This window comes from Mycobacterium sp. M23085 (genome assembly GCF_045343915.1).
In the GTDB taxonomy this organism is placed as follows: Bacteria; Actinomycetota; Actinomycetes; order Mycobacteriales; family Mycobacteriaceae; genus Mycobacterium.
On the sequence record NZ_CP174280.1, the window covers coordinates 3,615,893 to 3,639,364 of the forward strand.

The 23,472-nt window shown below is 66.7% G+C and carries 27 protein-coding genes and 1 tRNA gene; 14 read left to right on the plus strand and 14 right to left on the minus strand.

The genetic code is table 11. The features are described from left to right. The first annotated feature begins 27 nt into the window (after positions 1–27). From ACIUM1_RS16780 to ACIUM1_RS16790, 3 genes are all read left to right on the plus strand, one after another. Positions 28–582, plus strand: a complete 555-nt coding sequence (locus ACIUM1_RS16780; RefSeq protein WP_406813763.1) for a type 1 glutamine amidotransferase domain-containing protein — start codon at positions 28–30, stop codon at positions 580–582. Positions 583–686: 104 nt separating this feature from the next. Continuing rightward, positions 687–1,376 (plus strand): HemK2/MTQ2 family protein methyltransferase, encoded by a 690-nt coding sequence (locus ACIUM1_RS16785; protein WP_406813764.1) that lies wholly within the window; start codon positions 687–689, stop codon positions 1,374–1,376. Then, complete coding sequence (locus tag ACIUM1_RS16790) at positions 1,373–1,627, plus strand: CDGSH iron-sulfur domain-containing protein (RefSeq protein ID WP_406813765.1); 255 nt, start codon at positions 1,373–1,375, stop codon at positions 1,625–1,627. The genes ACIUM1_RS16785 and ACIUM1_RS16790 overlap by 4 nt, the downstream gene beginning before the upstream one ends. Here ACIUM1_RS16790 and ACIUM1_RS16795 read toward each other — a convergent pair. From ACIUM1_RS16795 to ACIUM1_RS16820, 6 genes are all read right to left on the minus strand, one after another. Beyond that, positions 1,554–2,594 (minus strand): iron-containing redox enzyme family protein, encoded by a 1,041-nt coding sequence (locus ACIUM1_RS16795; protein ID WP_406817716.1) that lies wholly within the window; start codon positions 2,592–2,594, stop codon positions 1,554–1,556. The two genes, ACIUM1_RS16790 and ACIUM1_RS16795, sit on opposite strands and share 74 nt — an antisense overlap. A gap of 69 nt (positions 2,595–2,663) precedes the next feature. Next, positions 2,664–4,877 carry a SpoIIE family protein phosphatase gene (locus ACIUM1_RS16800; RefSeq protein ID WP_406813766.1) on the minus strand — a complete coding sequence of 738 codons (2,214 nt, stop codon included), beginning with the start codon at positions 4,875–4,877 and terminating at the stop codon, positions 2,664–2,666. Continuing rightward, positions 4,874–5,446, minus strand: a complete 573-nt coding sequence (locus tag ACIUM1_RS16805) for a SpoIIE family protein phosphatase (protein WP_406813767.1) — start codon at positions 5,444–5,446, stop codon at positions 4,874–4,876. Before ACIUM1_RS16805 ends, ACIUM1_RS16800 begins: the two co-directional genes overlap by 4 nt. 46 nt (positions 5,447–5,492) lie before the next feature. Continuing rightward, positions 5,493–5,903 carry an ATP-binding protein gene (locus ACIUM1_RS16810; protein WP_406813768.1) on the minus strand — a complete coding sequence of 137 codons (411 nt, stop codon included), beginning with the start codon at positions 5,901–5,903 and terminating at the stop codon, positions 5,493–5,495. Continuing rightward, on the minus strand, positions 5,893–6,282 hold the full coding sequence (locus tag ACIUM1_RS16815; RefSeq protein WP_406813769.1) for an STAS domain-containing protein: 390 nt from the start codon (positions 6,280–6,282) through the stop codon (positions 5,893–5,895). The genes ACIUM1_RS16810 and ACIUM1_RS16815 overlap by 11 nt, the downstream gene beginning before the upstream one ends. A gap of 22 nt (positions 6,283–6,304) precedes the next feature. Beyond that, the gene (locus tag ACIUM1_RS16820; protein WP_406813770.1) at positions 6,305–7,207 is read right to left on the minus strand and encodes an STAS domain-containing protein; all 903 of its coding nucleotides are present in this window, start codon (positions 7,205–7,207) and stop codon (positions 6,305–6,307) included. Between the two features lie 160 nt (positions 7,208–7,367). Here ACIUM1_RS16820 and ACIUM1_RS16825 point away from each other — a divergent pair, with 160 nt between their 5' ends. Together ACIUM1_RS16825 and ACIUM1_RS16830 are read left to right on the plus strand one after the other, a co-directional pair. Next, entirely contained in the window at positions 7,368–7,736 is a 369-nt protein-coding gene (locus tag ACIUM1_RS16825) for an STAS domain-containing protein (protein ID WP_406813771.1), read from the plus strand. Between the two features lie 206 nt (positions 7,737–7,942). After that, positions 7,943–8,443 (plus strand): DUF6328 family protein, encoded by a 501-nt coding sequence (locus ACIUM1_RS16830; protein ID WP_406817717.1) that lies wholly within the window; start codon positions 7,943–7,945, stop codon positions 8,441–8,443. A 14-nt stretch (positions 8,444–8,457) separates the two neighbouring features. Here ACIUM1_RS16830 and ACIUM1_RS16835 read toward each other — a convergent pair whose 3' ends face one another. Further along, positions 8,458–9,141: an HAD family hydrolase gene (locus ACIUM1_RS16835; protein ID WP_406817718.1), complete on the minus strand. Its 684-nt coding sequence runs from the start codon at positions 9,139–9,141 to the stop codon at positions 8,458–8,460. A gap of 235 nt (positions 9,142–9,376) precedes the next feature. On the opposite strand from ACIUM1_RS16835, the gene ACIUM1_RS16840 reads away from it, so the two are divergent. From ACIUM1_RS16840 to ACIUM1_RS16850, 3 genes are all read left to right on the plus strand, one after another. Then, positions 9,377–9,694, plus strand: a complete 318-nt coding sequence (locus ACIUM1_RS16840; protein ID WP_406813772.1) for a hypothetical protein — start codon at positions 9,377–9,379, stop codon at positions 9,692–9,694. Between the two features lie 214 nt (positions 9,695–9,908). Next, complete coding sequence (locus ACIUM1_RS16845; RefSeq protein WP_406813773.1) at positions 9,909–10,211, plus strand: DUF4193 domain-containing protein; 303 nt, start codon at positions 9,909–9,911, stop codon at positions 10,209–10,211. A 120-nt stretch (positions 10,212–10,331) separates the two neighbouring features. Then, entirely contained in the window at positions 10,332–10,967 is a 636-nt protein-coding gene (locus ACIUM1_RS16850; RefSeq protein ID WP_406813774.1) for a restriction endonuclease, read from the plus strand. Positions 10,968–11,011: 44 nt separating this feature from the next. On the opposite strand, the gene ACIUM1_RS16855 is transcribed toward ACIUM1_RS16850, so the two are convergent. After that, the gene (locus tag ACIUM1_RS16855) at positions 11,012–11,701 is read right to left on the minus strand and encodes a GAF and ANTAR domain-containing protein (RefSeq protein ID WP_406813775.1); all 690 of its coding nucleotides are present in this window, start codon (positions 11,699–11,701) and stop codon (positions 11,012–11,014) included. Between the two features lie 292 nt (positions 11,702–11,993). Here ACIUM1_RS16855 and ACIUM1_RS16860 point away from each other — a divergent pair, with 292 nt between their 5' ends. The 3 genes from ACIUM1_RS16860 to ACIUM1_RS16870 are packed head-to-tail and all read left to right on the plus strand — an operon-like array spanning position 11,994 to position 14,922. After that, positions 11,994–12,554, plus strand: a complete 561-nt coding sequence (locus tag ACIUM1_RS16860) for a hypothetical protein (RefSeq protein WP_406813776.1) — start codon at positions 11,994–11,996, stop codon at positions 12,552–12,554. 21 nt (positions 12,555–12,575) lie between these two features. Further along, positions 12,576–13,892 carry a Dyp-type peroxidase gene (locus ACIUM1_RS16865; protein ID WP_406813777.1) on the plus strand — a complete coding sequence of 439 codons (1,317 nt, stop codon included), beginning with the start codon at positions 12,576–12,578 and terminating at the stop codon, positions 13,890–13,892. Positions 13,893–13,908: 16 nt separating this feature from the next. Further along, a complete protein-coding gene (locus ACIUM1_RS16870; RefSeq protein WP_406813778.1) occupies positions 13,909–14,922 on the plus strand; it encodes a hypothetical protein in 1,014 nt (337 codons plus the stop codon). Between the two features lie 67 nt (positions 14,923–14,989). Here ACIUM1_RS16870 and ACIUM1_RS16875 read toward each other — a convergent pair. From ACIUM1_RS16875 to ponA2, 4 genes are all read right to left on the minus strand, one after another. After that, positions 14,990–15,063 (minus strand) — tRNA-Pro (locus ACIUM1_RS16875). Positions 15,064–15,124: 61 nt separating this feature from the next. Further along, positions 15,125–16,231, minus strand: coding sequence for a PLP-dependent cysteine synthase family protein (locus ACIUM1_RS16880; RefSeq protein WP_406813779.1), 1,107 nt, complete (start codon positions 16,229–16,231; stop codon positions 15,125–15,127). Next, on the minus strand, positions 16,228–17,187 hold the full coding sequence (locus ACIUM1_RS16885) for a metallophosphoesterase (RefSeq protein ID WP_406813780.1): 960 nt from the start codon (positions 17,185–17,187) through the stop codon (positions 16,228–16,230). Before ACIUM1_RS16885 ends, ACIUM1_RS16880 begins: the two co-directional genes overlap by 4 nt. Before the next feature lie 56 nt (positions 17,188–17,243). Beyond that, positions 17,244–19,673 (minus strand): transglycosylase/D,D-transpeptidase PonA2, encoded by a 2,430-nt coding sequence (gene ponA2 / locus ACIUM1_RS16890; protein ID WP_406813781.1) that lies wholly within the window; start codon positions 19,671–19,673, stop codon positions 17,244–17,246. Between the two features lie 350 nt (positions 19,674–20,023). On the opposite strand from ponA2, the gene ACIUM1_RS16895 reads away from it, so the two are divergent. Next, positions 20,024–20,374, plus strand: coding sequence for a WhiB family transcriptional regulator (locus ACIUM1_RS16895; RefSeq protein WP_406813782.1), 351 nt, complete (start codon positions 20,024–20,026; stop codon positions 20,372–20,374). A 222-nt stretch (positions 20,375–20,596) separates the two neighbouring features. On the opposite strand, the gene ACIUM1_RS16900 is transcribed toward ACIUM1_RS16895, so the two are convergent. Together ACIUM1_RS16900 and ACIUM1_RS16905 are read right to left on the minus strand one after the other, a co-directional pair. Then, a complete protein-coding gene (locus ACIUM1_RS16900; protein WP_406813783.1) occupies positions 20,597–21,754 on the minus strand; it encodes an ArsA family ATPase in 1,158 nt (385 codons plus the stop codon). Beyond that, complete coding sequence (locus ACIUM1_RS16905) at positions 21,751–22,767, minus strand: ArsA-related P-loop ATPase (RefSeq protein ID WP_406813784.1); 1,017 nt, start codon at positions 22,765–22,767, stop codon at positions 21,751–21,753. The genes ACIUM1_RS16900 and ACIUM1_RS16905 overlap by 4 nt, the downstream gene beginning before the upstream one ends. Positions 22,768–22,837: 70 nt before the next feature. On the opposite strand from ACIUM1_RS16905, the gene ACIUM1_RS16910 reads away from it, so the two are divergent. Beyond that, positions 22,838–22,999: a DUF4177 domain-containing protein gene (locus tag ACIUM1_RS16910; RefSeq protein ID WP_007772224.1), complete on the plus strand. Its 162-nt coding sequence runs from the start codon at positions 22,838–22,840 to the stop codon at positions 22,997–22,999. A 13-nt stretch (positions 23,000–23,012) separates the two neighbouring features. Then, positions 23,013–23,468 carry a RidA family protein gene (locus ACIUM1_RS16915; RefSeq protein ID WP_406813785.1) on the plus strand — a complete coding sequence of 152 codons (456 nt, stop codon included), beginning with the start codon at positions 23,013–23,015 and terminating at the stop codon, positions 23,466–23,468. The last annotated feature ends 4 nt before the right edge of the window (positions 23,469–23,472 follow it).

A 23,472-nucleotide genomic window follows, 5' to 3' on the forward strand; every position in this document is an offset into this window, starting at 1 on the left:
ATCGGTGACCGAAGAAGGGATGCGTAGATGTCAAACGAATTGCAGGGCAAGACAATAGCGATTCTCGCCGCGGACGGCGTGGAAAAGGTGGAGCTCGAGCAGCCGCGTTCGGCGCTGCAAGAAGCCGGCGCCCAGGTGCAGTTGCTGTCCCTGAAGGACGGCGAAATCCAGGCGCGCAACCACGATCTCGAACCGGCCGGGACTTTCGCCGTCGATCGGAAGGTATCCGAGGCGTCGGTGGGCGAGTTCGACGGTCTGGTGCTGCCGGGCGGCACCGTGAACCCGGACAAGCTGCGCCTCGACAGTTCCGCGGTGTCCTTCGTGCGCGATTTCGTCAAATCGGGCAAGCCGGTAGCGGCCATTTGTCATGGCCCCTGGACGCTGGTCGAAGCCGGTGTGGCAGCGGGCCGGACGCTGACGTCCTACCCCAGTATCCGCACCGATCTGCGCAACGCCGGCGCCCACGTCGTCGACGAGGAGGTCGTCGTCGACGGCAATCTGATCTCCAGCCGCTCGCCGTCGGATCTCAAGGCGTTCTGCGCGACCATCGTCAAGCAATTCGCGCACGCGACGACCGGTTAGCCGCAAACACTTTTCGGCTGGTCCGTTTGAATGCGGCGGTTTGCGGGCATTATCCCGCAAGCCGCGTTGAGCGGCATCCATGTAGGGTTCTCGAAAGGCCAACAGTGACAACCACGTATCCCGAGCCCGCTGTCACGCCCGCTCTCAACGTGTATCAGCCGCAAGAGGACTCCAGACTACTGGTAGACGTGATGCATGACACCGGCCTGATCCCGGGACGACGCGTCCTCGATCTGTGCACGGGCAGCGGGTTCGTCGCGATCGCGGCCGCCGCGATGGGATGCGCCGCCGCTACGGCCTTCGACATCTGCCCGCAGGCGGTGCGTTGCGCCCGGGAGAACGCGACGGTCGCCGGCGTCGAGGTCGACGTCCGCGAAGCATCGTGGATCGCGGCAGCGGATTGCGCACCGTTTGACGTCGTGGTGTCAAACCCGCCCTATGTGCCCACACCGCCCGGTGCCGAGATGGAAGAGATCTGCCCGACGGCCGGACCGTCGTGGGCGTGGAACGCCGGCGTCGACGGCCGGATGATCCTCGATCCGCTGTGCGAGTCGGCGCCAAAGCTGCTGCGCGACGGTGGTTCCCTGCTGTTGGTGCATTCGGCTCTCGCCGGCGTTCAACAGTCGCTGGACTCGCTGAAGTGGGCTGGCATGGACGCGAAAGTGATTGCGTCCAAATGGATACCGTTCGGCCCGGTAATGAACTCGCGGGCGAAGTGGCTCGAGGAGGTCGGCCTGATCCCGCGCGGACGGCGCGAAGAGGAGCTGATCGTGATCCGTGCGGAGAAGCGATGACCGCAACCCGGGTGCAGGTGGTACCCAACGGGCCGGTGCTGGTGTCGGGGCCGGTGCGGATCGAGATGCCCAGCGGCGAGGTCGTCGAGTCGGACCGCTTCATGGTGGCGATCTGCACCTGCCGCCGAAGCGAGCGCTACCCGCTGTGTGACACCAGCCACCGCCGGTGCCGGCGCCTCAAGGCGTCGGAACGCTCGTCTGCTCCAGCGGGCTCCGCAACGACGTCCGATTCTGCTGCCACGCCGTCATAATCCGTTCCGCCAAGCGGTCTTCGACCGCGGCGTGGGCACGGATGCCGAAAACGATATCGCGCTCCAGTCGCGGATCCCGGGCGACGAGATCGCCCACCACATCGTTGCGCACGACGTGTTCGTGCACCGCGTCCGCCTCGACGTGCTCGCTGTAGAACTCGATGCAGGCCGCCGGTGCCTGCAGCCGCCGCAGGGCCTTGACCATGCGTTTTGACCCCGGCGGTGAGGTGATCTCCGTCGAGGCGAAATGCCCGATCGCCGCGCCGCGCAACGACCGGTGCAGCCCGAACAGCGACATGAGGTTGACCACCGCCAGGGCCTCGCCGGGCACCGCGTCGATGTAACCCCAATACGTCGCATCCAGGCCGGCCGCCGCCAGCAGATCGGCGAACAGCTGCTGGTGCAGCCGCGGGCCCCGCCCGGCGCCGTACTCGTCGAATTCGATTGCCACGAAGGCCGCTTTGGCCGCACCCGTCAGGCGTGGGATGGCAAAGGCGTGCGGATCACCCTCTTTGAGGTGGTACAGGGAGCGATGCACGAAGTATTCGCACATCTGCTGCCACGTTCCGGTGTCACGCAGGTAGTACGACGGGCCGGTGCCGTCGACGGCTTCCACGGTGAGCGCTTCCATTTCGGCCGCCGCCGTCTGGTCGGGGTCGATGTGCCCGACGTCGCGGCGCACCCCGGCCAGAAACACCCGTTCCAATTCGGCGCGCAGCCCCAGCAGTGCGGGATTCCATTCCCATGCGGGGTCGACGCCGGCAAGGCCGCGATAGTGCAGCTCGTAGCACATGGACAGGGCCAGTTGCAGATCCAGTCCGTAAGGATCGGAATCGCGCACGGAGGCGCCGATGCGGGTCAGGTGGTCAACCGAAAGTGGACCGGCCAGCGCGCAACGTACGGCCGTCGACAGCGGCCCGTGCGCCGCGGGCAGGACAGGTTCGGTCAAGGTCGATGCGCGGGTCACGCCGATGTCTACCCGCTGTGCGGGACGGGCAAACGGCACCCCGGCACTGCAGATGGCCGTCAACGCGCCTCAGCCGGCCGTTGCGGGCAGCCGGAAGGTGATGTCGGCCGTGGTGCCGGTGGCGGTGGTGTCGAGCTCCATCGAGTCGCTGAGCAGCTTCATCAGCGGCAAGCCGCGGCCGCCGTTGCCCGGGAAGCTCGCCGGCGTCTTCCACGATCCGTAATCGGTGATCCTGGTGCGCACTTCCTGGTCGGTGAGCGTGACGTCGAGCAACATGCGTCCGGCGGCGAATCCACGGTAAGCGTGTTCGACGCAGTTGGTGCACGCCTCGTTGATGACCAGCACGATGTCGGCGACTCGGTCCTCCGGTACACCGGCGGCGTGCAGCCAGTCCGCCAGCCGATGCCGGATGAGTACCAGTTGGTCAGCGGTGGCGCTGGTTTCAATCCGCAAGGGCGTCTGCTGATGCCGGTAGATCACCATCGCGACGTCGTCGTCATACCACCCCGCCGGGGCCAGTTCGCGAAGCACCACGTCGGCGACGGTATCCAGCGGTAACGTCATGGTCTGCGCCAGAACATCTGCCGCACGGGCGATTCCGTCGTCAATCGACTCGCGTTTACGTTCGACCAGCCCGTCGGTGAACAACATCAGCGTCGAGCCGGGCGGCAGCACCTGGGTGGTTTGCGGGCGCGGATGGTTGCGCCGGACCGCCAGTGGCACCGATGCGGCATCCGTCAAAAGGGTCGTGACGCCGGGCTGCGGGCCGGCCAGTACGGCAGGCATGTGGCCGGCGTTGCTGTACTGCAGCACACCGGTTTCGGTGTTCAGAATAGCCAGGAAGACCGTCGTGCAGTACGCGTTCGGAATGAGCGATGCGGCCGAGTCGAGTTGGTCGAGCAGCACCGCGGGCTCGGCGCCATTGATAAGCAGTGCCCGCGCGGAGCTGCGCAGCTGCCCCATGATCGCTGCCGCCGGCAGGCCGCGGCCCACGCAGTCCCCGACGACTATGCCGATGTGGTGCTCACCGATCGGTAGCACGTCATACCAGTCACCGCCGATCTCCAAGGGCGGCACCGCGGGTTCGTAGCGGACGGCGAAGCCCGGCGGCGGCTGTACCGGTGGCAGCATGGCGCGCTGCAACGTCAGCGAGGTCTCGCGTGCGCTCTCGAACTGGCGCACATGCTGCATCGCCAGACTCAGGTGGCCGATCAACACGGTGACCAGCAGCCGATCCTCCCCACTGACCCAGCGAGGCGTGCGCAGTTCCAGCCACAACGCCAGGTCCCCGGTGCCGGAGAGCACCGCGACCATTCCCTGAGCCTTCCCCGGATTGCCAGGTACCTCAACCGTTTTCGCCGTCAGCGGCAGTTGGTGGCGGGCGTCTTGGAAGGTGTTGCGCAACCACGGGTCCAGCTCCCGCCATGACGAGGCCGAGGGTTCGCCCGCCATTTGGACCGTCGGGTCGCCGTCGCCGCTGGGCCACGACACCGCGATCACCCGTTGCATATCGATCGCCGCGCTGCACTCGTCGAGCGTGATGGACAGCAGCTCGTCCACGCTCTTGGCCACCGCGACGGCGGTAGCCAGCCGCAGCACCGCGCTTTCCCGGGCCGCGAAGGCACGCTCGGCGGTGACGTCGCGGATGGTTCCGACGTAGGCGTCTCGATCGCTGCCGCTTTCCTTGACCTCGTTGATGCTCACCTTCACCCATGCCAGGTGCCCGTCGGCGTGGCGAATCGGTGTTTCGTAGTCGGCCCTGCCGTGGGTCAGCACCACCGATATCTGGTCGGCCGCCGTCTTCGTGTCGACCAGCCAGGGGTGCGGCCACTTGTACGGCAGACCCTCGCTGGAGAATCCGAGGATCTCGACAAAGGCATCGTTCACCTCGACCACCGAACCCTCGTGATCGGCGACGAAAAAGCCTTCCTGCAGCGAATTCACCAGTGCGGTACGGAATTTGTCGCGGTCGGCCAGTCCCTCGGCGCGGGCGCGCTGTTCCGCGTAGCGTCTGTTGCCGTCGATGAAGCCGCGCGTCGCGACGTCAAGTGGCACCAGCAGCTGCAGTAGGAACTCCAGCGCGATCGGCGCGTCGATGCGCACATCCTGCGAAATCTCGAACACCAGCCGGACGTGGTGCTCGACGATCTCGAGGAGGCTGATTTGTTCCTGCAGCGCCCTGCGGCCCAGCTCATTGCCGATCGACAGGCTGGCCTCGTCGTGGGAATCCAGGTAGCCGCGTAAAGCGGCCTCGTACTGATCGTAAAAGTCGTTGTCGTTCAAGTCGTTACACCCCTGTGCCGCGCCGCCAGCACCATCGCATCGTCGGTCTCCTTCGCGTCCTTACCCAGGAGTCCTTCGGCGATCGCCACAGCGGTGGCGGAGAAGTCGATGTGGTCCAGGTAATCTTCGACAATTCCGTCGGTACTCATCACGATCAGATCACCGGGTCGGATCGAAACAACTTGCGCCGGCTTGATTTCCGGTATGCGGTAGCCGACGATGCCTCCGGTCAGCCGGGCGCTGGACCGGATCTGGACGCCGGTTGGTACCTTGGTCAGCAGATCTGCGGTGACGTTGCCGACGCCGGTCCAGGTGAGCGTGTTGGTCTCAAAATCCACTCGCGCCAACGTAATTGCGACCCCCCGGGTGCCGACCAGCACACGATGGCAGAGCTGGATCAACACCTCGAGCCGCTCGGAACTGGCGCGCGTGACCGCATCGACGGCGCGCAGCGCGGCCTCGGCCGCGGCCGGCCCGTGACCGAGGCCGTCGACCACCCCGAACAGCGCGGCCCGACCGTCGATATCGACGGCGATACCCCTGTCACCGGAGGTGTACTCGCTGGGCAAAGGCCGTCCCGCCCTTGCCCACTCGATAGGTCCGAACCGACCGTTCTTATGCACGGGGCGGGACCCATTTCCACATTTCGATGACGGTGCCCTGACCGAGAGTGGACTCGACGACCAGCCTGTCCATCAGGCGGCGGGCACCCGGCAACCCCAAGCCCAGCCCGCGCCCGGTGGTGTAACCGTCTTCCATCGCCCGTTCGATGTCGGCGATGCCGGGACCCTGGTCCTCGGCGCGGACCACCAGGGCCTTACGGCCTTCCCGGTCGGCGATCGCGACCCGAACCGCGCCGCGGCCGGCGTAGCTGGTGATGTTCCGTGCGACCTCGGAGATCGCGGTGGCGATCATTGTGACATCCGTGAGGGAGAATCCCAGGTCAAGTGCGAGTTGGTGGCCGGCTTTGCGCGCTTCGACTATGTCGTCTGAGTTGTCGATGGCGACGACGATATCAGCCGCCACCGTCGAGTCCGATCGTTGACTTCCCAACTCCGCCTTGACGATTCAGAAGCGCGATGCCCTCTTCAAGGTCCAGTGCGGTGTTCATGTCGTCGAACGCCAGACCAAGCTGGACCATCGCGAAGGCCACCTCCGGCTGCAATCCGACGATCACGGTGTCCGCGCCGCGCAGCCGGGTCATGTGCGCGATCGTGCGCAGCGAGCGGGCGGCGAAGGAATCCATCACATCGATGGCGGTGACGTCGACGATGATGCCCTGCGCGCGGAACTGGCTGACCCGTTCCATCAGGTCGTAACGCAGCCGTTCGGCGTCGGAGTCGGTGAGAGCGGCCTGTACCGACGCGATGAGAATCGAGCCCTGCTTCAGGATCGGTACTGGCATGAGGTGCTCGTGTCGATGGTGGTTAGCCGGTCTGCTCGCCGGTGCGCGTTACCTCGTAACCCAGCAGGCGTTCGGCTTCCTCGATGCCGCCCTGCAGGTCGCCGACGGCGTTCATCTTCGACAGGTCCAGCCCGATCGTGACCAGCGTCAGCGCAATTTCGGAGGACAGCCCGGTGATGATCACGCTGGCGCCCATCAACCCCGACGCGTCGACCGTCTGCACCAGGTGATTGGCCACGGTCGAGTCGATGGTCGGCACACCGGTGATGTCGATGACCACCACTTTGGCGCGGTTTGCGCGGATGGCCCGCAGCAGCTGTTCGGTGACCTGGCGGGCGCGCTGGCTGTCCAACACGCCGATGATCGGCAGGATCAGAAGCTGCTCACGCACCTGCAGCACCGGCGTCGACAGCTCGCGGATGGCCTCCTGCTGCTGGCGGATGATGCGCTCGCGTTCCTGCACGAAGCTGACGCCTACGGTATTGGCGATGCGGTTGGCCGCCGGTTCGTAGGCGTCCAGGACGCGGTTGAGCATCTCGAACTCGGTCTGGTACTTCTCGAACAGGGAGCGGGCCAGCACGTCACGCAGCAGCAAGACGATGCCAAGCACCTCGTCGGTCTCGACGCCTCGGGGAATGATGCGTTCGGACAGGTCACGCGCGTAGGCCTGCAGCGCCTCCACGCTACCGGTCTCGAGCACCTCGACGTAGTTGTCATAGACGGCCGTGGCCTCGGAGAACAGCTCCTCCGGGGTCATCGCGGTGAGCAGCTCGGCTTCGGTGATGCGGCGGGCCCATTCCTCGCGCAGAACGGTTCTATTCTGCCGCAGATGCTGAACTAGCTGGGGAAGGAGCCCCTCACTGGAAACGGCGACGGTCTGGGCTGCGGTGCCGGTACTGTTGAAATCCGACGGCGAATCTGACATCTGGCCTCCCGAGTGCCACGTCGCGCCCTGCGGTCTGCAGTTCCCTTTGCGAGACTAGCCTGGGTTGTCGCGGGGCACCTGTAGAGGGCATATTCTTCTCGCAGTTCGTAACGGCAGGCTAGGGTTGAACCACGCCACGGCCCAGGACAAAGGATTGCCATTGTCAGCTCCTGATTCGATTACCACGTTGGTTGAGGACCACGACGGGGTGTCCGTGGTCAGTGTCAGCGGCGAAATCGATTTGGTCACGGCTCCCGCCCTGGAACAGGCCATCAGCGCGGTCGTCGCGGATGGCCCGACTGCACTGGTCATAGATCTCTCCGCGGTGGAGTTTCTCGGTTCGGTGGGGTTGAAGATCCTGGCGGCGACCTACGAGAAACTGGGCAACCAGACCGGCTTCGGCGTGGTCGCACGCGGTCCGGCCACCCGCCGGCCGATCCACCTGACCGGTCTGGACAAGACCTTCCCGCTGTACCCGACGCTCGACGATGCGTTGAACGGGGTGCGGGACGGCAAGCTCAGCGGCTAGCGATCGACCCTGCGGCACCGTACGGCCGCGCCCTGGTGCCCATCGCTTATGCGACAACATGTTTGGCGCGCATGCGGCAATCCCGAACTCTTCGAAGAACGCCGCCGCCCATTGAATTCACTGGATTCGAATAACGAATGGCTTTCTCGGCGGCGCGTGCGTCCGAAGCGGTGTCCACCGGCAGTCCAGGTGCGATGATCAGGACCATGGACGTCGACCATCCGCAAGACGACCAGCGCTGGGATCGCCACGCCCGAGGCGAAACCGAAGTTCAACGGCTGGACCGCAATTGGAACAGCCTGCTGCAGGAATTGCGGGTGGTCCAGACCGGGGTGCAGCTGCTGACCGGGTTCCTGCTGACCCTGCCGTTCCAACAGCGCTTCGACGTGTTGGGGCCGCACATGCGCGTCGTCTATCTGGCCACCGTGGTGTGCGCGGTGGGCGCGACGGTCTTGCTGATCGCCCCGGTCGCCATGCACCGGATCCTGTTTAGGCGGCATCGGCTACAAGTCCTCGTATCGGCCGCACACCGGTGCGCCTTCGCCGGGCTGGGCCTGCTCGGGCTGGCGCTGATCGGCCTGACCACGATCATTTTCGCCGCGGTGGCCGGGCGGAACGTGGGCCTCATCGCCGGGGCGTGTGCGCTGCCGCTGTTCACCTTCTTTTGGTGGATGCTGCCGCTCGTACTGCGGACGCACGGCGAGTGACGCGAAACTCGTCGTCAGCGGTCCGCGAGCGCCGCGATTCGGGTGGAGTCCAGGTGCTCGAGCAGGTCCCGTGGGTCGGCAAAGACGGGGTCGGCGCCCGCCTCCCGCAGCTCCGCACGGGCGATGCCACCGCTGCACAGCCCGATGCAGGGCAATCCCGCGCCGGCCGCGGCTTCCGCGTCCCACACGGCGTCGCCGACGAACACGGCGTGTTCGGCGTCCACTCCGGCGCGGTCCAGAGCCACCTGCACGATGCCGGGTTCGGGCTTGGCGGTGTCGACGTCGCGGGACGACGTCGTCTCGGATATGACGTCGTCGCAGTCGAGCACCTTGCGCAGGATCTCCAGTTCGTCTTCGGGAGCCGAACTGGCCAGCACCACCTGTAAGCCCAGCTCGGCGACCCGGTGCAGCAGCCCGCGGGCACCAGGCAAAGGTTGCAGCAGCGGTGTGACCTCCCGGTAGTACTCGCTGTGCCTGTCGCTGAGCCGCTCCCGCACGTCGGCCGGGGCGTCATCGGAGAGCTTGCGCACCAGCCGGGAACCGTCCATGCCGATGCAGCGATGGATTTGCCAGGATGGCACCACCAGGCCTTCGGCGTTGAACGCGCGCTGCCAGGCATGGACGTGCAGGTAATTGGAATCCACCAGGGTTCCGTCGACGTCGAACAAGACGGCAGGAGTGCCGCCACCCGCTGTCAGGGCAGGCTCCCGGCATCGGTACGAGGGCGCGCGCCCACGTGCGGTCGTGAAGTCATCTGCGCGGCATACCCATGTCTGACCTGGCTGACACAGTTCGTGGTGTCGTTTTGTCGGCGAGGCCGCGGGTACCCGCGGTAGTGATCCGCGGCATCGGAGTTCCCTGCGCCCGTCAGGGGAGGCGACCGTAGTTGTTTTTCCACGATGATCGCTGGCACACAATAGTTCTCGACGAGGAATGACGTTGGAATACCGCAGTAACGCCCCAGTTGACCACGCCCGCACCACTCGGCAGCACGCCGGCGAATCCCTCAAGAACGGCGCCAACGCCCCGGGCCTGGCCGGTTCGGGCGTCGCAATGCTCGCCCTGACCGTGGGGTTGTTCGCGGTGGCCGCCGGTCATCTGCTGCCCGGCGCTATCGCCCTGATCGTGGCCGTCGTTGTGGGCGCCGTCAGTGTCGCCTGGCTGTTGCGCGCCCATCGCAAGGTCCGCGATGCCGAAGTGCGCTGGCACGCCGCGCATTCCGACCAGCCCGCGCCACCGCCAACCAGCTGAACCGGCGCCACCAGCAAACACCCTTCCGGCTGCCGGGGCGCGCGGGCTGCCGCGAGTAGGTACCGGGCGGGGGCATTACCGCCGGCCATTTCCCGGTTCCCGCAACTTTTTCCGGCCACGCCGGTGTAGCGCCGCCCTGAACGGGGTACTGCCTGCGCCACGGGTGGGTACAGGAAAGTGCGTCAACCCGTTCCACAGCAGGGAAGGAACACCGATGGCGACCACCACTGACTACGACGCACGCCGTGTATCCGAGGCCGACAGCCAGGAGAAATCCTCGCTTCGCGAGCTGGCGCCGACCCTGCAGGGTCCTGCCATCGCCGTGGTCGACGAGGATCCCAACGATGTGCACTTCTTCGAGCTGCCGGGCGCCGATCTGTCCGGGGAGGAGCTGTCGGTGACGGTGATTCCCCAGCGGGCCGACGAGTTCACCTGCTCGAGCTGCTTTCTGGTGCAGCACCGCAGCCGGATGCGGTCCTCCAGCTCCGGCCTTCCGGTGTGCGCCGACTGCGCCTGATACCGGTTCGGCCCAGCCAACCTCGGGCCGGGCGATGCGCCTGGCGTGCGCCGGTGCCGTCGTGAACCCGCGCTGGATTGCGCTGGTTTGTCAGTGGCATCCATTAGGTTCATCGGACAAATGGAGAAGATACTCGGGTCGCTCCTCCTGCTGGGCTTAGCGCTCCCTTGGTATTTCACGCAGCGGGCGACCGGCAGCCTGCCGGCGGGATGCCTCGCCGGACTCGGTGGGCTGGCCGTCGCGGTGGCATTGTTGTGGTGGCTGTCAGTACAGCGGGACCGCTACCAGGCCGACGCGCACCGTCGACGCGACATCCGATTGGCGAAATCCGGGCTGCGGGTCATCGACAGGATGTCGGGGGTGGAGTTCGAGGAATTTGTTGCGGCGCAGCTTCGCGTCGCGGGCTATAGCGTCACCCCGACCGCCGGCAGCGGCGACTACGGCGTGGATCTGATCGCCAAGAAGGACGGCGCGCGCATGGCCGTCCAATGCAAGAGGCTCGCGAAGGCCGTCGGTGTGGCCGCGGTCCAGCAGGTGGTGGCCGGGGCGCGGCATCACGGCTGTAACCGAACGCTCGTCGTGACCAACCAGACCTTCACCAAGGCGGCCCGCCAATTGGCCGGTACCCACCATTGCCGCCTGGTGGGCCGTTCCCAGTTGCAGAGCTGGACGCGGGTTCAGCCCGTCGCGGTGCGGGGGCCGCGGCGCACGCATGGTGTCGCACCGCAGGCCAGGCAACTGGAACGGGAAGCATAGCGAGATGTATTGGGCCGCAGCGTGTTCGGCTCGGCCCGGTGTCGTCACCGCCTGGTAGCGTCCTCGATGACCCGACGCGCGATGTCGCGCAGCGGGGTGTTCGTGCTTTGCGACAGTTTGGTCAAGGTGTTGAAGGCCGTCTGGTCGTCGAGGTCGTAGCGTTCGATGAGAATGCCTTTGGCCTGTCCGATCATGTCGCGGGTGCTCAGGGCTTCCCGGAACTGCTGGGTGCGCACGGCGTTGCTCCACGCCAGGGCGCCCAGCGTGGCGAAGATGGCGGCAATCCGGCGGGAGTCTTCGGAGAAGGACTGCGGGCGTCTGGCGTAGAAGTTCAGCGCACCCATGCTCAGCTCGTCGGCGAACATGGGCAGCGACAGCACGCTGCGAATCGGTGTGTGCGCGAGCGCGTCGGCCCGATACTTCGGCCAGCGCGCGTCGGCTTCGAGGTCGTCGATGGCGACGACCTTTCGGGTCCACGCGGCATGGACGCAGGGTCCTTCGAGGTGGCGCTGCTGAAACTCGTCGAGCAACCGGGCGCTGTCGTGGGTGACCGACGGCGTGCTGATCTCGTTCTGCCGGCTGGTGACGGTGATTCCGGCCTCCTCAGCGCCGGGCACCCAGCGCGCGGCCGCGCTGGTCAGGTCATCCAGCACCCGGGGAAAGTCGTCGGCGTCCGCCGAGTAGATGGCCCGCAAAACGTCGGTGATCAGGCTGAGATCGTCAAGATTGGTCACTGAGTGTCGCCCTCATGCTTCGAGACCGGTGGCAGGCATCAACCCGTACCGTTCAGAAGCCTGCGGTCTCGCAAGGCGATCACTTAGAGGTTGTGACGGCGACGAATGTCAATGCTGTTTGCTCAGCATTACGGTGAGAGCCACTATAACGGCCGGGTTTCGGAGGGTGGCGGCCGATACCGCCTCCGGCACAACTGTTCCGACGGCGGGGGTGAGCGGCAGCGCTCGATCCGGCTTGCGTGGGCGGGGTCAGGTGGTAGCGTCCGGCTCAGCGGCTGACTTTGGAGCGACGATGGTGGCAACCGAAGACGTGTGGAGCAAACCCGCGGCCCTGGCCATCCCCAAGGAAGGCTACTTCCAGCTCGAACGCGGCCGGTACGGGCCGCTGTATCCGCATACGCCGGCCTGCTACGGCTTTTCCATCATCGCCAAGGTCAAGGAAGGCCGCGAGGAAGCCGTTCGCACCTACGGCAAACAGATCGAGGAAGCGGTGAAGGCAAACCCGGAGGTGCTGGCACCGCTGCGGCTGCACTATCTGCGCTGGCAGCTCTTCGACGTCGGGTCTGGGCTGCACTTCCAGTACCAGGGCATCTTCGACACCGACTTCGACAAATACACCGAGGATGCGGTGCAGTTGTTCAGCCAGACCGGGATCACCACCGTCTTCACCAACCTCGAGGGGTTCCCCGAGGACTGGCGAGAGAACCCGGAGGCCTTCGTCAAGTTCGTTCGCGAGCATCAGTGCCCCAGTTTTCTGGAATACGGGGAGTACCCGTATGTCACGGCCGACGAGATCAAGAAGGCGCTGCGGCTGAAGGCCGCGTTCGGCACCATGCTCGATCAGATGCAGTGACGCGCCCACCGGAGCGCGCAGATGCTTGAGCTCGACGACATCCAGCACATCCTGCTGACCCGTACCCCGGCACTGACCGGGCGCTACGAGTTCCTTGCGTTCGACGATGCGCCAGCCGGCCGGGCGTGGCTGTCCGAACTGATCGACGTGGTGCAGTCCGCCGCGTCGGTGCGAGACACCATGGACGACGCCAGGCGCTGGGTCACCCTGGGTTTCACCTGGAACGGTCTTCGGGCGCTCGGTGTGCCGGCGGAGGCGCTCGCGACCTTCCCGGAAGAGTTCCGGCAGGGCATGGCCGCCCGGGCCGACATCCTCGGCGACACCGGACGAAACCACCCCGACAACTGGGTCGGGGGACTGGCGGGCGACGACCTGCACGCGATCGCGATCCTGTTCGCCCGTGACGACGCCGAACACGCCCGCGCCACCCGGGCCCACGACGACCTGGTGCAGCGGTGTGACGGCGTGCGCCGGTTGTCGTACCTGGATCTGAATGCGACGCCCCCGTTCAACTACGCCCACGACCATTTCGGTTTTCGGGATCGGTTGTCGCAGCCGGTGATCGAGGGATCAGGCGAGCAACCCACGCCCGGCTCGGGCGCTCCGCTGAAGGCCGGCGAGTTCATCCTCGGCTATCCGGACGAGGTCGGCCCGGTGGCCAATTCGCCCCAGCCGGATGTGCTCTCGCGCAACGGGACCTATGCCGCGTACCGGCGACTGCACGAGCACGTGGCGTTGTTCCGTGACTACATCCGTTCACAGGCCCGCACGCCCGACGACGAGGAGCTGCTGGCCGCGAAATTCATGGGCCGCTGGCGCAGCGGCGCTCCCTTGGTGCTCGCCCCGGACGCCGATGATCCGGAGCTGGGCGCGGACCCGATGCGCAACAACGACTTCAACTACAAGGAGATGGATCCGCTCGGCTACGCGTGTCCCCTGGGCGCCCATGCCCGGCGGCTCAACCCGCGGGACACCGCGCACAACGTGAACCGGCGAAGGATGATCCGCCGCGGAGCCACCTACGGTCCGGCGCTTCCCGACGGCGCCCCCGACGACGGAGCGGACCGTGGCATCGCCGCATTCATCATCTGCGCGAGCCTGATCCGGCAGTTCGAATTCGCGCAGAACGTCTGGATCAACGACCGCACTTTCCACGAACTCGGCAACGAGCACGACCCGATCTGCGGAAAACAAGACGGCACAATGGAATTCAAAATACCGAAGCGGCCGATCCGCCGAGTTCTCAAAGGCCTGCCAGCGTTCACGACGCTGACCGGTGGGGCGTACTTCTTCCTGCCGGGCATCAACGCCATGCGATACCTCGCGGCGCTCGACTGACAACCCGGGAGCCACCATGAGCGCCTTGCCCGCCGCACGCACCTACAACCAGACCCACGTGGCGCGACCGCGTACGGGCGGACGACGCATCAGCATCTACTGGACGTGGAGCTATCCGTGGGAATGTCAGCGCGATATTGCCGCATTGGACAACCGGTTTTCGACCATGACCGAAGTGCGCCGCGCGGCGTGGCCAAACTATGAGGGGCCCGACTGGGATGAGGCGCACTTTTTGCAGGGGATCGCCGGCACCCTGGAGCTGTTCCACCGCTCGACGCTGGCATTCCAGCGGCTGGCGGCCGACGTCACCGGCCATCCGGTCGCGGTGTTCCAGCGCATCGACCAGGCCGGATACCAGCAGTTGATCGACGAACGGATATTGGCCGACGCCGACACCCTGATGGTGTTCGGGCTCGACCATCTCGTCGGCCAAGACGAGGCGCGGCCCGAAGAGATCGCCGCGCTGCGCGACTGGCTGAAACGCGAGGGCACGTGCCTGCTGCTGGCGCCGCACCACGACGTCGGCTTCACCGACGACCCGGCGCAGCGCCAGGTCGAGTACCTGCACCACGGGGATCCGCTGGTGCCACGACAGCAGCGGTTCACCGCCTACCTGCGCTCACTGATGAGGGGGCTCGACATTCCCGTGCACAACACGTGGGGGTTGCGTCCGGCCCTGGTCGAGGGGACCGACGAGATCGCGCCGCTGACCGCCTTCCGCGATCTGGACGCGCTGGGCCTGCTGAACGACGTCACAACGCTGAACTTTCACCCGCACCTGCCGCACTACGAGCTCACCGCTGCCGAAAGCGACCTGCTGCGCGTGCTTGGCAGGCAACGCGTGGACCCGAAACGGCCTCATCCCTTTACCGCGGCGGGCAACAGCGAGTTCAACGCACTGATCTGGATGCCGCCGGCCGGCGGCCGGTCCGGTGACATCGTGCTCGTCGACTCCACCAACTTCACCACGCTGTTCGGCGGGACGGACAGCCTGAAGAACTTCTGGCATAACCTGGCGACGATGAAGTGAGGGAGTTCGCGGCGCCATCCCCTTGAGGGCTGACGCCCGGCGTCGCCGCGAACTTCCGCAACCTGGGTCGGGGTGGCGGGATTCGAACCCACGGCCTCTTCGTCCCGAACGAAGCGCGCTACCAAGCTGCGCCACACCCCGCTTGAAGCCTCGACAGCCTATCGCACCGGGCCATCGGGTGGCCAAACCGCGGTGGGGCAGGTCACTTCCAGGAGCAGGATCGCTCGAACTCGACCAGCGCCTCCGCCGGTCCCGCCGGGTCAAGTCCCTGCGCCGTCACCCACTCGTCGCTGAAATAGGTGTCGCGATAGCGGTCGCCGCTATCGGCGAGCAGCGTGACCACCGAACCGCTGCGGCCCTCGGCGACCATCTCGGCGAGTAGGCCGAACGCACCCCACAGGTTGGTGCCCGTCGACGGCCCCACCCGGCGGCCCAGCACGGCGCTCGCATGCCGCGCGGCCGCGATCGACGCCGCGTCCGGGACGGACACCATCCGGTCGACCACGCCGGGCAGGAACGACGGCTCCACCCGCGGCCGGCCGATGCCCTCGATGCGCGACGAGGCGGCCATCACGATGTCGTCGCGGTCCCCGGCGTAGGCGGGAAAGAACGCGGAGTTCTCCGGGTCAACGACACACAACCGGGTGGCGTGCCGCCGGTAGCGGATGTAGCGGCCGATCGTGGCGCTGGTTCCGCCGGTGCCGGCCCCGACCACGATCCAGTCCGGGACGGGATATCGCTCGTCGCGCATCTGCTCGAAGATCGACTCGGCGATGTTGTTGTTTCCCCGCCAGTCGGTGGCGCGTTCGGCGTTGGTGAACTGGTCCAGGTAGTGCCCGCCGGTCTCCCGCGCGACCCGCTCGGCCTCGGCGTAGACCTCGCTGGAGCTCTGCACGAAATGGCAACGCCCGCCGTGGGCTTCGATCAGCGCCACCTTCGACGTGCTCGTCGCCGCGGGCATCACCGCGACGAACGGCAGGCCCAGCAGCGCCGCGAAATAGGCCTCCGACACCGCCGTCGAACCCGACGACGCCTCGACCACCGTGGTGCCCTCGTCGATCCAGCCGTTGCACAGCGCGTAGAGGAACAACGACCGGGCCAACCGGTGCTTGAGGCTGCCGGTGATGTGTGTCGTCTCGTCTTTGAGGTAGAGCGCGACGTCTGCCTCCGTGCCCCAGGCCGAGGGCAGCGGGTAGCGCAGCAGGTGGGTGTCGGCGCTGCGCCGGGCGTCGGCTTGGATCAGCCGGATTGCGTTGTCCGTCCAGCAGCGTGAGCGACTGCGGACCGCGATCCGGGTCTGGTCGGTCAACGCACGGATGCTGTTGGCTGCGAACGGCTCAGGTCGCTGGCCGCGTCGCGGTCGCCCATCGGGGTGGCGATCAACGTCAGCAGGGTGGCCTCCGGCCGGCAGCAGAATCGCACCGGCGCGAACGGCGAGGTGCCCATCCCGGCGGAGACGTGCAACTGCATGTTCGCGCCCCAGCGGGACGGTCCCTTCGCGCGGGAGCGGTCGAGACCGCAGTTGGTCACCAGCGCGCCGTAGAACGGCAGGCACACCTGACCGCCGTGGGTGTGTCCGGCCATCACCAGCTGATAGCCGTCGGCGGCGAACCGGTCCAGCACCCGCGGTTCGGGTGAATGGGTCAGTCCCAGCCGCAGATTCGCGGCCGGACTGGCCGGACCGGCAATGGTTTCGTAGCGGTCGCGGTCGATGTGCGGGTCGTCCACGCCCGCGGCGGCGACGTGCAGACCGGCCACCTCGAACTCGCGCCGGGTGTGGGTGAGGTCGAGCCAGCCGCGCTCGGTGAACGCCGCCCGCAGGTCCTGCCAGGGCAGCGGTTCCCCGCGAACCCGATGGGACGGATTGGTCACGTAGTTCAGCGGGTTCTTCAGCCGCGGGCCGAAGTAGTCGTTGCTGCCGAACACGAAGACGCCCGGTCGCGACAGCAAATCGCCCAGGGCCTGGATGACCGACGGCACCGCCTTGGGGTGGGCCAGGTTGTCGCCGGTGTTGACCACCAGATCCGGTTCCCAGCCCGCCAGTTCGCGCAGCCACGCCTGTTTGCGGCGCTGACCGGGCGTCATGTGGAGGTCACTGATATGCAGCACCCGCAACGGAGTCGAGCCCGGGGTCAGCACGGGCATGGTGATCTCGCGCAGGACGAACGCGTTGCGTTCGATGACCGCGGCATAACCGAGGCCGGCGACGCTGGAACCGAGCGCGGCGGCGCCGGCACGTATCAGCACGGGCAAAACATCAGCCATGCTGGCAGCCTACTGCCGGTCGGGGACGGGCAGCATATCTCTTGTGTCACGACGCCTTACGGGGGCGGCTGACCGGGTGCCGGAGGCGGTGGCGCCAGCAGCGGGATGGTGATCGGTGGCAGGCCCGGAATCTCGACGACCTGCGAGCCGACCGGAGGTGGCGCGCCTTCCGGTGGCGGCGGCGGAGCGGGCGGGATGCCGTTGCTGACCTGGATGGTGACGATCGAGCCCGGAATCGTTGCGCCGCTGGGTGTCGTGCCGACCACCTCACCCTGCTTTGCGCTGCTGTTGACGAAGTTGTTCTGGTCGGCGACCTGGAAGCCTGCCTCCTTGATGCGCTGGCGTGCCGCGTCGATATCCAGGCCCGCGACGCTGGGCACCCGGGATCCGGGTGCCCCGTCGACGTAGCGGGGGTCGGTGGGCGGCAACTGCACCGGCCCGAAGTTGGTGGCGATCGGCTTCATCGCGGTGAACCACGTGCGGGCCGGTTCGTTACCGCCGTACAGGTCGCCCTCGCTGCAGTGGCGCAGCGGGGAGGAGCACAGGTCGGTTGGGGTGGTGGAGTCGTCGTAGATGTAGTTGGCCGCCGCGTAGTGGTTGGTGAAGCCCACGAAGCCCGATGAGCGGTGCGCCTCGGTGGTGCCCGTCTTGCCGGACACCGGCAGGTCCCAGCCCGCCGCACTGGCCGAACCGGCCGCGGTGCCGCCGCCCAGGGCGTCCTTGCTCATCGCGTTGGCCAGCGTGTTCGCCAGCCCCTCGGGCACCACCTGATCGCAGGTCTCGGTCGTCACCGCGACCTCGTTGCCCTTGCGGTCGACCAGCTTGTCGATCGGGTTGGGCGGGCACCAGGTGCCGCCCGAGGCGAGGGTGGCCGCGACGTTGGACAGCTCCAGCGCGTTCACCTCGATCGGGCCCAGCGTGAACGAGCCGATGTTCTGCCGCTTGACGAAGTCGGCCAGGCTCTCGTTGCTGTCCGGGTTGTAGTCGCGCGCGGTGCCCGGGTCGGCGTAGGACCGAAGCCCCAGTTTGATCGCCATGTCCACCGTGCGCGTCACCCCGACCTGCTGGATCAGCTTGGCGAATGCGGTGTTGGGCGAGGTGGCCAGCGCGTCGGTGACGTTCATCGACCCGCGGTAATTGCCGGCGTTGACCACGCACCAGTTGTCCTTGGGGCAGCCCTTGGCGCCACCGCTACCCATGCCCTTGGCCTGGAACCGGCCGGGCACCTCAAGGGTGGCGTTGATGCCCATTCCCATATCCAGGGCCGCGGCCGTGGTGAAGATCTTGAACACGGATCCCGCGCCGTCGCCGACCAGTGAGAAAGGTTGCGGACGCATGGTTTGACCGGCGTCGACGTCGAGCCCGTAGGTGCGGTTGCTGGCCATGGCCATCACCTTGTGCGACGTCTTGCCGGGCTGGATCACGCTCATCACGCTCGAGATGCCGGGCAGTGTCGGGCTGGCGAACTTGTCGATCGCCGACTTGACCGGGATCTGCACGTCCGGGTCCAGCGTCGTCTTGATCAGGTAGCCGCCCCGGGCCACCTGTTCCTTGCTGATGCCGGCCCGGGAGAGGTATTCCTGCACGTAGTCGCAGAAGAAGGCGCGATCGCCCGCCGCGATGCAGCCGCGGGGCAGCTCGTTGGGCTGCGGCAGGATGCCCAGCGGCGTGGCCTTGGCGGCGCGCAGCGCGTCGGCCTCCTGCGGGATGTTCTCGATCATGGTGTCCAGCACCAGGTTTCGCCGCGCCAGCGCCCCATCGGGGTTGATGTAGGGGTTGAGCGCACTGGTCGACTGCACCATGCCCGCCAGCAGCGCCGCCTGCTGCCAGTTCAGGTCGGAGGCGTTGATGCCGAAGTAGGTCTGGGCGGCGTCCTGCACGCCGAACGAGCCGTTGCCGAACGAGACCAGGTTCAGATAGCGGGTCAGAATCTCCGGCTTGGTGAAGGTCTTGTCCAGCGTCAGCGCCATGCGGATCTCGCGCAGCTTGCGGGCCGGCGTGGTCTCCACCGCCGCGCGCTTCTCGGCGTCGGTTTTCGCGGTGACCAGCAGCTGGTAGTTCTTGATGTACTGCTGCTCGATAGTCGAACCGCCGCGGGTGTCGACGTCGCCGCGGGCGTAGCCGGCCAGCCCCGTCAGGGTGCCTTTCCAGTCCACCCCGTTGTGTTCGGCGAACCGTTTGTCCTCGATGGAGACGATCGCCAGCTTCATCGTGTTGGCGATTTTGTCGCTGGGCACCTCGAACCGGCGCTGCGAATACAGCCACGCGATGGTGTTGCCCTTGGCGTCGACCATCGTCGAGACGGCCGGCACCTCACCCTCGAGCAGCTGAGCGGAGCCGTTGGCCACCACTTCCGAGGCCCGATTGGACACCAGTCCCACTCCGCCGGCGAAGGGGAACAGCAGAGCCGTGGCGACGACGCTGGCCAACAAACAGAGCCCCGCGAGCTTGAGGATGGTGAGCGCGGCCGGGGGGCGGTCAGACATGGCTACTACAGTAGCGGCCCCCAGTCACGCCGCCACGCTGCGAGTTCACCAAAAAATCGGGTCATCTCGGGGGCAGGCGCGGTGGACGCGAATTTGCACTTGCGTCAGCGGTCAGACCGCACCAGAGTGTGCAAGATCACTTCTTCGCGGATCGTTTGGTACGAGACGGCACGCCCGTCCCAAAAAAAGCGTTATCGGACTGTTGCGCAATTGCCACCTGACCACCTAACTTAGACACACGGTGAGATTCAGGTAACACCGAAGTACACAGTGTGGCGTAGATCGCGAGACTGGATCTGCACCCAAGGAGGGCGGCCGTGACGGGCGGCCGGTAGGGAAGGGAACAGTTCGTGTCACCAATACGGCCGGCGGCGCGTAGGACAAACATTGCAGCCGCACAAGGGGTACTCCGCAGTGTCGATGCCGAAGATCGGATCGCGTGGGTCTCGAAGGCGCTATGCCGGACCACCGATCCCGACGAACTGTTTGTCCGCGGAGCCGCCCAGCGTAAGGCGGCAGTGATCTGCCGGCACTGCCCGGTGATGCAGGAGTGCGGGGCAGACGCGCTGGACAACAAGGTCGAGTTCGGGGTGTGGGGCGGCATGACCGAGCGGCAACGCCGCGCCCTGCTCAAGCAGCACCCCGAGGTGGTTTCCTGGGCGGACTTCTTCGACAAGAGGCGGACCCGCAGCGTCGGCTGACCCTCCGCCGGCCGCTGATGCGCCGCGCCATCAATTGGTGGACGGGCTGACGGCCCGCCGCTCGTCATTACGATTCTGTTACGACGGCCTGGGCCAGATGGGCCGGTTCCTCAGCGGGCCGTTGCCCGGCCCGCATCGTCACCGACGAACCAGATGGGCCGGTTCCTCAGCGGGCCGTTGCCCGGCCCGCATCGTCACCGACGAACCAGATGGGCCGGTTCCTCAGCGGGCCGTTGCCCGGCCCGCATCGTCACCGACCGAAGTGATCTGATCGGCAAGCGCGCGCAGCGCCTCCAAATCCGAAACGTCAAACGGCAGTGACGGAACGCCGATGACCGGCACGTGCGGATTGGCTCCGGTGAACCGGGACAGCAATCTGATCTCCCGCTTGGCGGTCTGCGCCCGGTCGGCATGAATCCGCAAGACCGCCGAGGCTAGCGACGCGGCTTCGGAATCGCCGTCGTGGTCCAGCATCTCGCTGCCGTCGATCGCCCGCTCGGCCGGCAGGGAGCACAACGGCGGATGCGTGCGGTTCAAGACCAGCCCGGCCAGCGGCATGCCCTCCTGCGACAGCCGGTCGACGAAGAAGGCGGCCTCGCGCAGCGCGTCCGGCTCGGCCGCCGACACCACAACGAACTGTGTCCCACGCCTTTTCAGCAGCGCGTAGGTGCGATCGGCCTTCTCGCGGAAGCCGCCGAATGTGGCGTCCAGCGACTGGACGAACGCGGCGGCGTCACCGAGCATCTGCGAACCCAGGATGGTGGACATCGCCTTCATCGCCAAACCCATTGCGCCGGTGACCAACCGACCGATGCCTCGGCCCGGGGCGAGCAGCAGCCGCCAGAGCCGGCTGTCCATGAAGCTGCCCAGCCGCTTCGGCGCGTCCAGGAAGTCCAGGGCGTTGCGCGACGGCGGCGTGTCGACGACCACCAGGTCCCAGCGATCCTCGGCCAGCAGCTGGCCGAGCTTCTCCATCGCCATGTACTCCTGCGTGCCGGCAAGCGAACTGGCGACGGTTTGATAGAACTGGTTGTCCAAAATCGCTTGTGCGCGACCGGGATCGGAATACTGCATCACCATCTCGTCGAAGGTGCGACGCATGTCGAGCATCATCGCGTGCAGCTCGCCGGGAACCTCCGCCCCCAGGGGGACGCGTTGCGGCGTGTTACCGAGGTCGCTGACACCGAGCGCCTGGGCCAGTCGCCTGGCCGGATCGATCGTCAAAACACAGACGTTCCGCCCGTATTCGGCGGCGCGCAGTGCGATCGCGGCCGCGGTGGTGGTCTTGCCCACCCCACCGGCGCCACAGCACACCACCACGCGGTTGGTTGTGTCGGCCAGGATGGCCGCCATATCAAGCTGTTTAGGTGTCGTACTCATCGGACCCCCTGCTGTGCAAGCGATTCCGACAACTCGTAAAGGCTACCCAGGTCGACCCCGTCGGAAATGGTCGGCAATTCCAGTCGCGCCACCTTCAACGCGTCGAGCTGTTGTGCGATCTCGGCGCGCGTAGCCACTACGGTGGCATGCTCGATGGTCTCCGTCAGCAGTCCCGCGAAATCCTGGTCGGCCAAGGTGATTCCGGCCTGTGCCAATCCGGCCCGCACCGAGTCCGCGTCGACGTCTCCCTCGGCGGCCTTCGCCAGATCGGCCGGCTGCAGGTAGGAGGGGATGTTGCGGTTCACGATCACACTGCCGATCGGCAGCTGCATTTGCGCCAGCTCCTCGATGGCTTCCAGCGTCTCCTGGACCGGCAGCGCCTCCAGCAGGGTGACCAAGTGAATGGCCGTCTGCTCGGAGTGCAGTAACTTCACCACGCCCTCGGCTTGCGAATGCACCGGGCCGCCCTTGGCCAAATCGGACACCGCCTTGGTGACGTCCAGGAAGCGCGCGATGCGTCCGGTCGGCGGGGCGTCGACGACGATCGCGTCATAAACCGGCAGCCGATTCTTGTCGAGGCGGATCACCGTCTCTTTGATCTTGCCGGTCAGCAGCACGTCACGCAGGCCCGGCGCGATCGTCGTCGCGAACTCGATCGCCCCGATGCGGCGCATCGCGCGGCCCGCAATGCCCAGGTTGTAGAACATGTCGAGGTATTCCAGGAAAGCGGCCTCGATGTCGATGGCCAGCGCGTTGACCTGACCGCCACGTTCGGCGGTCGCGATCTTCACCTCCTGATAGGGCAGGGGCGGCACATCGAAGAGTTGCGCAATCCCTTGGCGGCCCTCGACTTCCACGAGCAAGACCTTGCGGCCTCCGGCGGCCAGGGTCAGCGCCAGCGCGGCCGCGATCGTCGACTTACCCGTGCCGCCCTTGCCGGTCACAAAATGTAACCGCGCCTTGGTCAAGCGCGCCGGCCAGCCGACGGCAGCTCCGCCGCTCGATGTGGTCACCTTCGCATGCTAGCCCGACCGGCCGCTGGGCTGGCCGGAGCGGTTCACCTCCGACCGATAAGCTCGCGGCATGAGCCAACCGACCGCATGGGAGTACGTCACGGTTCCGCTGCTGACGCATGCCACCAAGCAGATTCTCGACCAGTGGGGTGCCGACGGCTGGGAGCTGGTGTCGGTGCTGCAGGGTCCGACCGGCGAGCAGCACGTCGCGTACCTGAAGCGCCCCAAGTAACGGGATCGGTCGGATGAGTACTTCGGACCGGCTCGGCCAACTCGGCCTCGCGCTTCCGGAGGTGGTTGCGCCGCTGGCGTCCTATGTACCGGCGGTGCGCACCGGCAACCTGATCTACACCGCGGGCCAGCTCCCCATGCAGGACGGGAAGCTGTTGGCCACCGGCAAGGTCGGGGCCCGCGTCAGCCCGGACGAGGGTAAGGCGTTGGCGCGGACCTGTGCGCTCAACGCGCTGGCGGCCATCGACTCGCTGGTGGGTATCGATGCGGTGACCCGGGTGGTCAAAGTGGTCGGATTCGTCGCCTCGGCCCCCGGCTTCAACGGCCAGCCGAGCGTCATCAACGGGGCCTCCGAGTTGCTCGGCGACGTGTTCGGCGAGCGGGGCGCGCATGCCCGGTCGGCGGTCGGCGTCTCCGAGCTGCCACTGGATGCCCCGGTGGAAGTGGAGCTGATCGTCGAGGTCGGGTGACGCC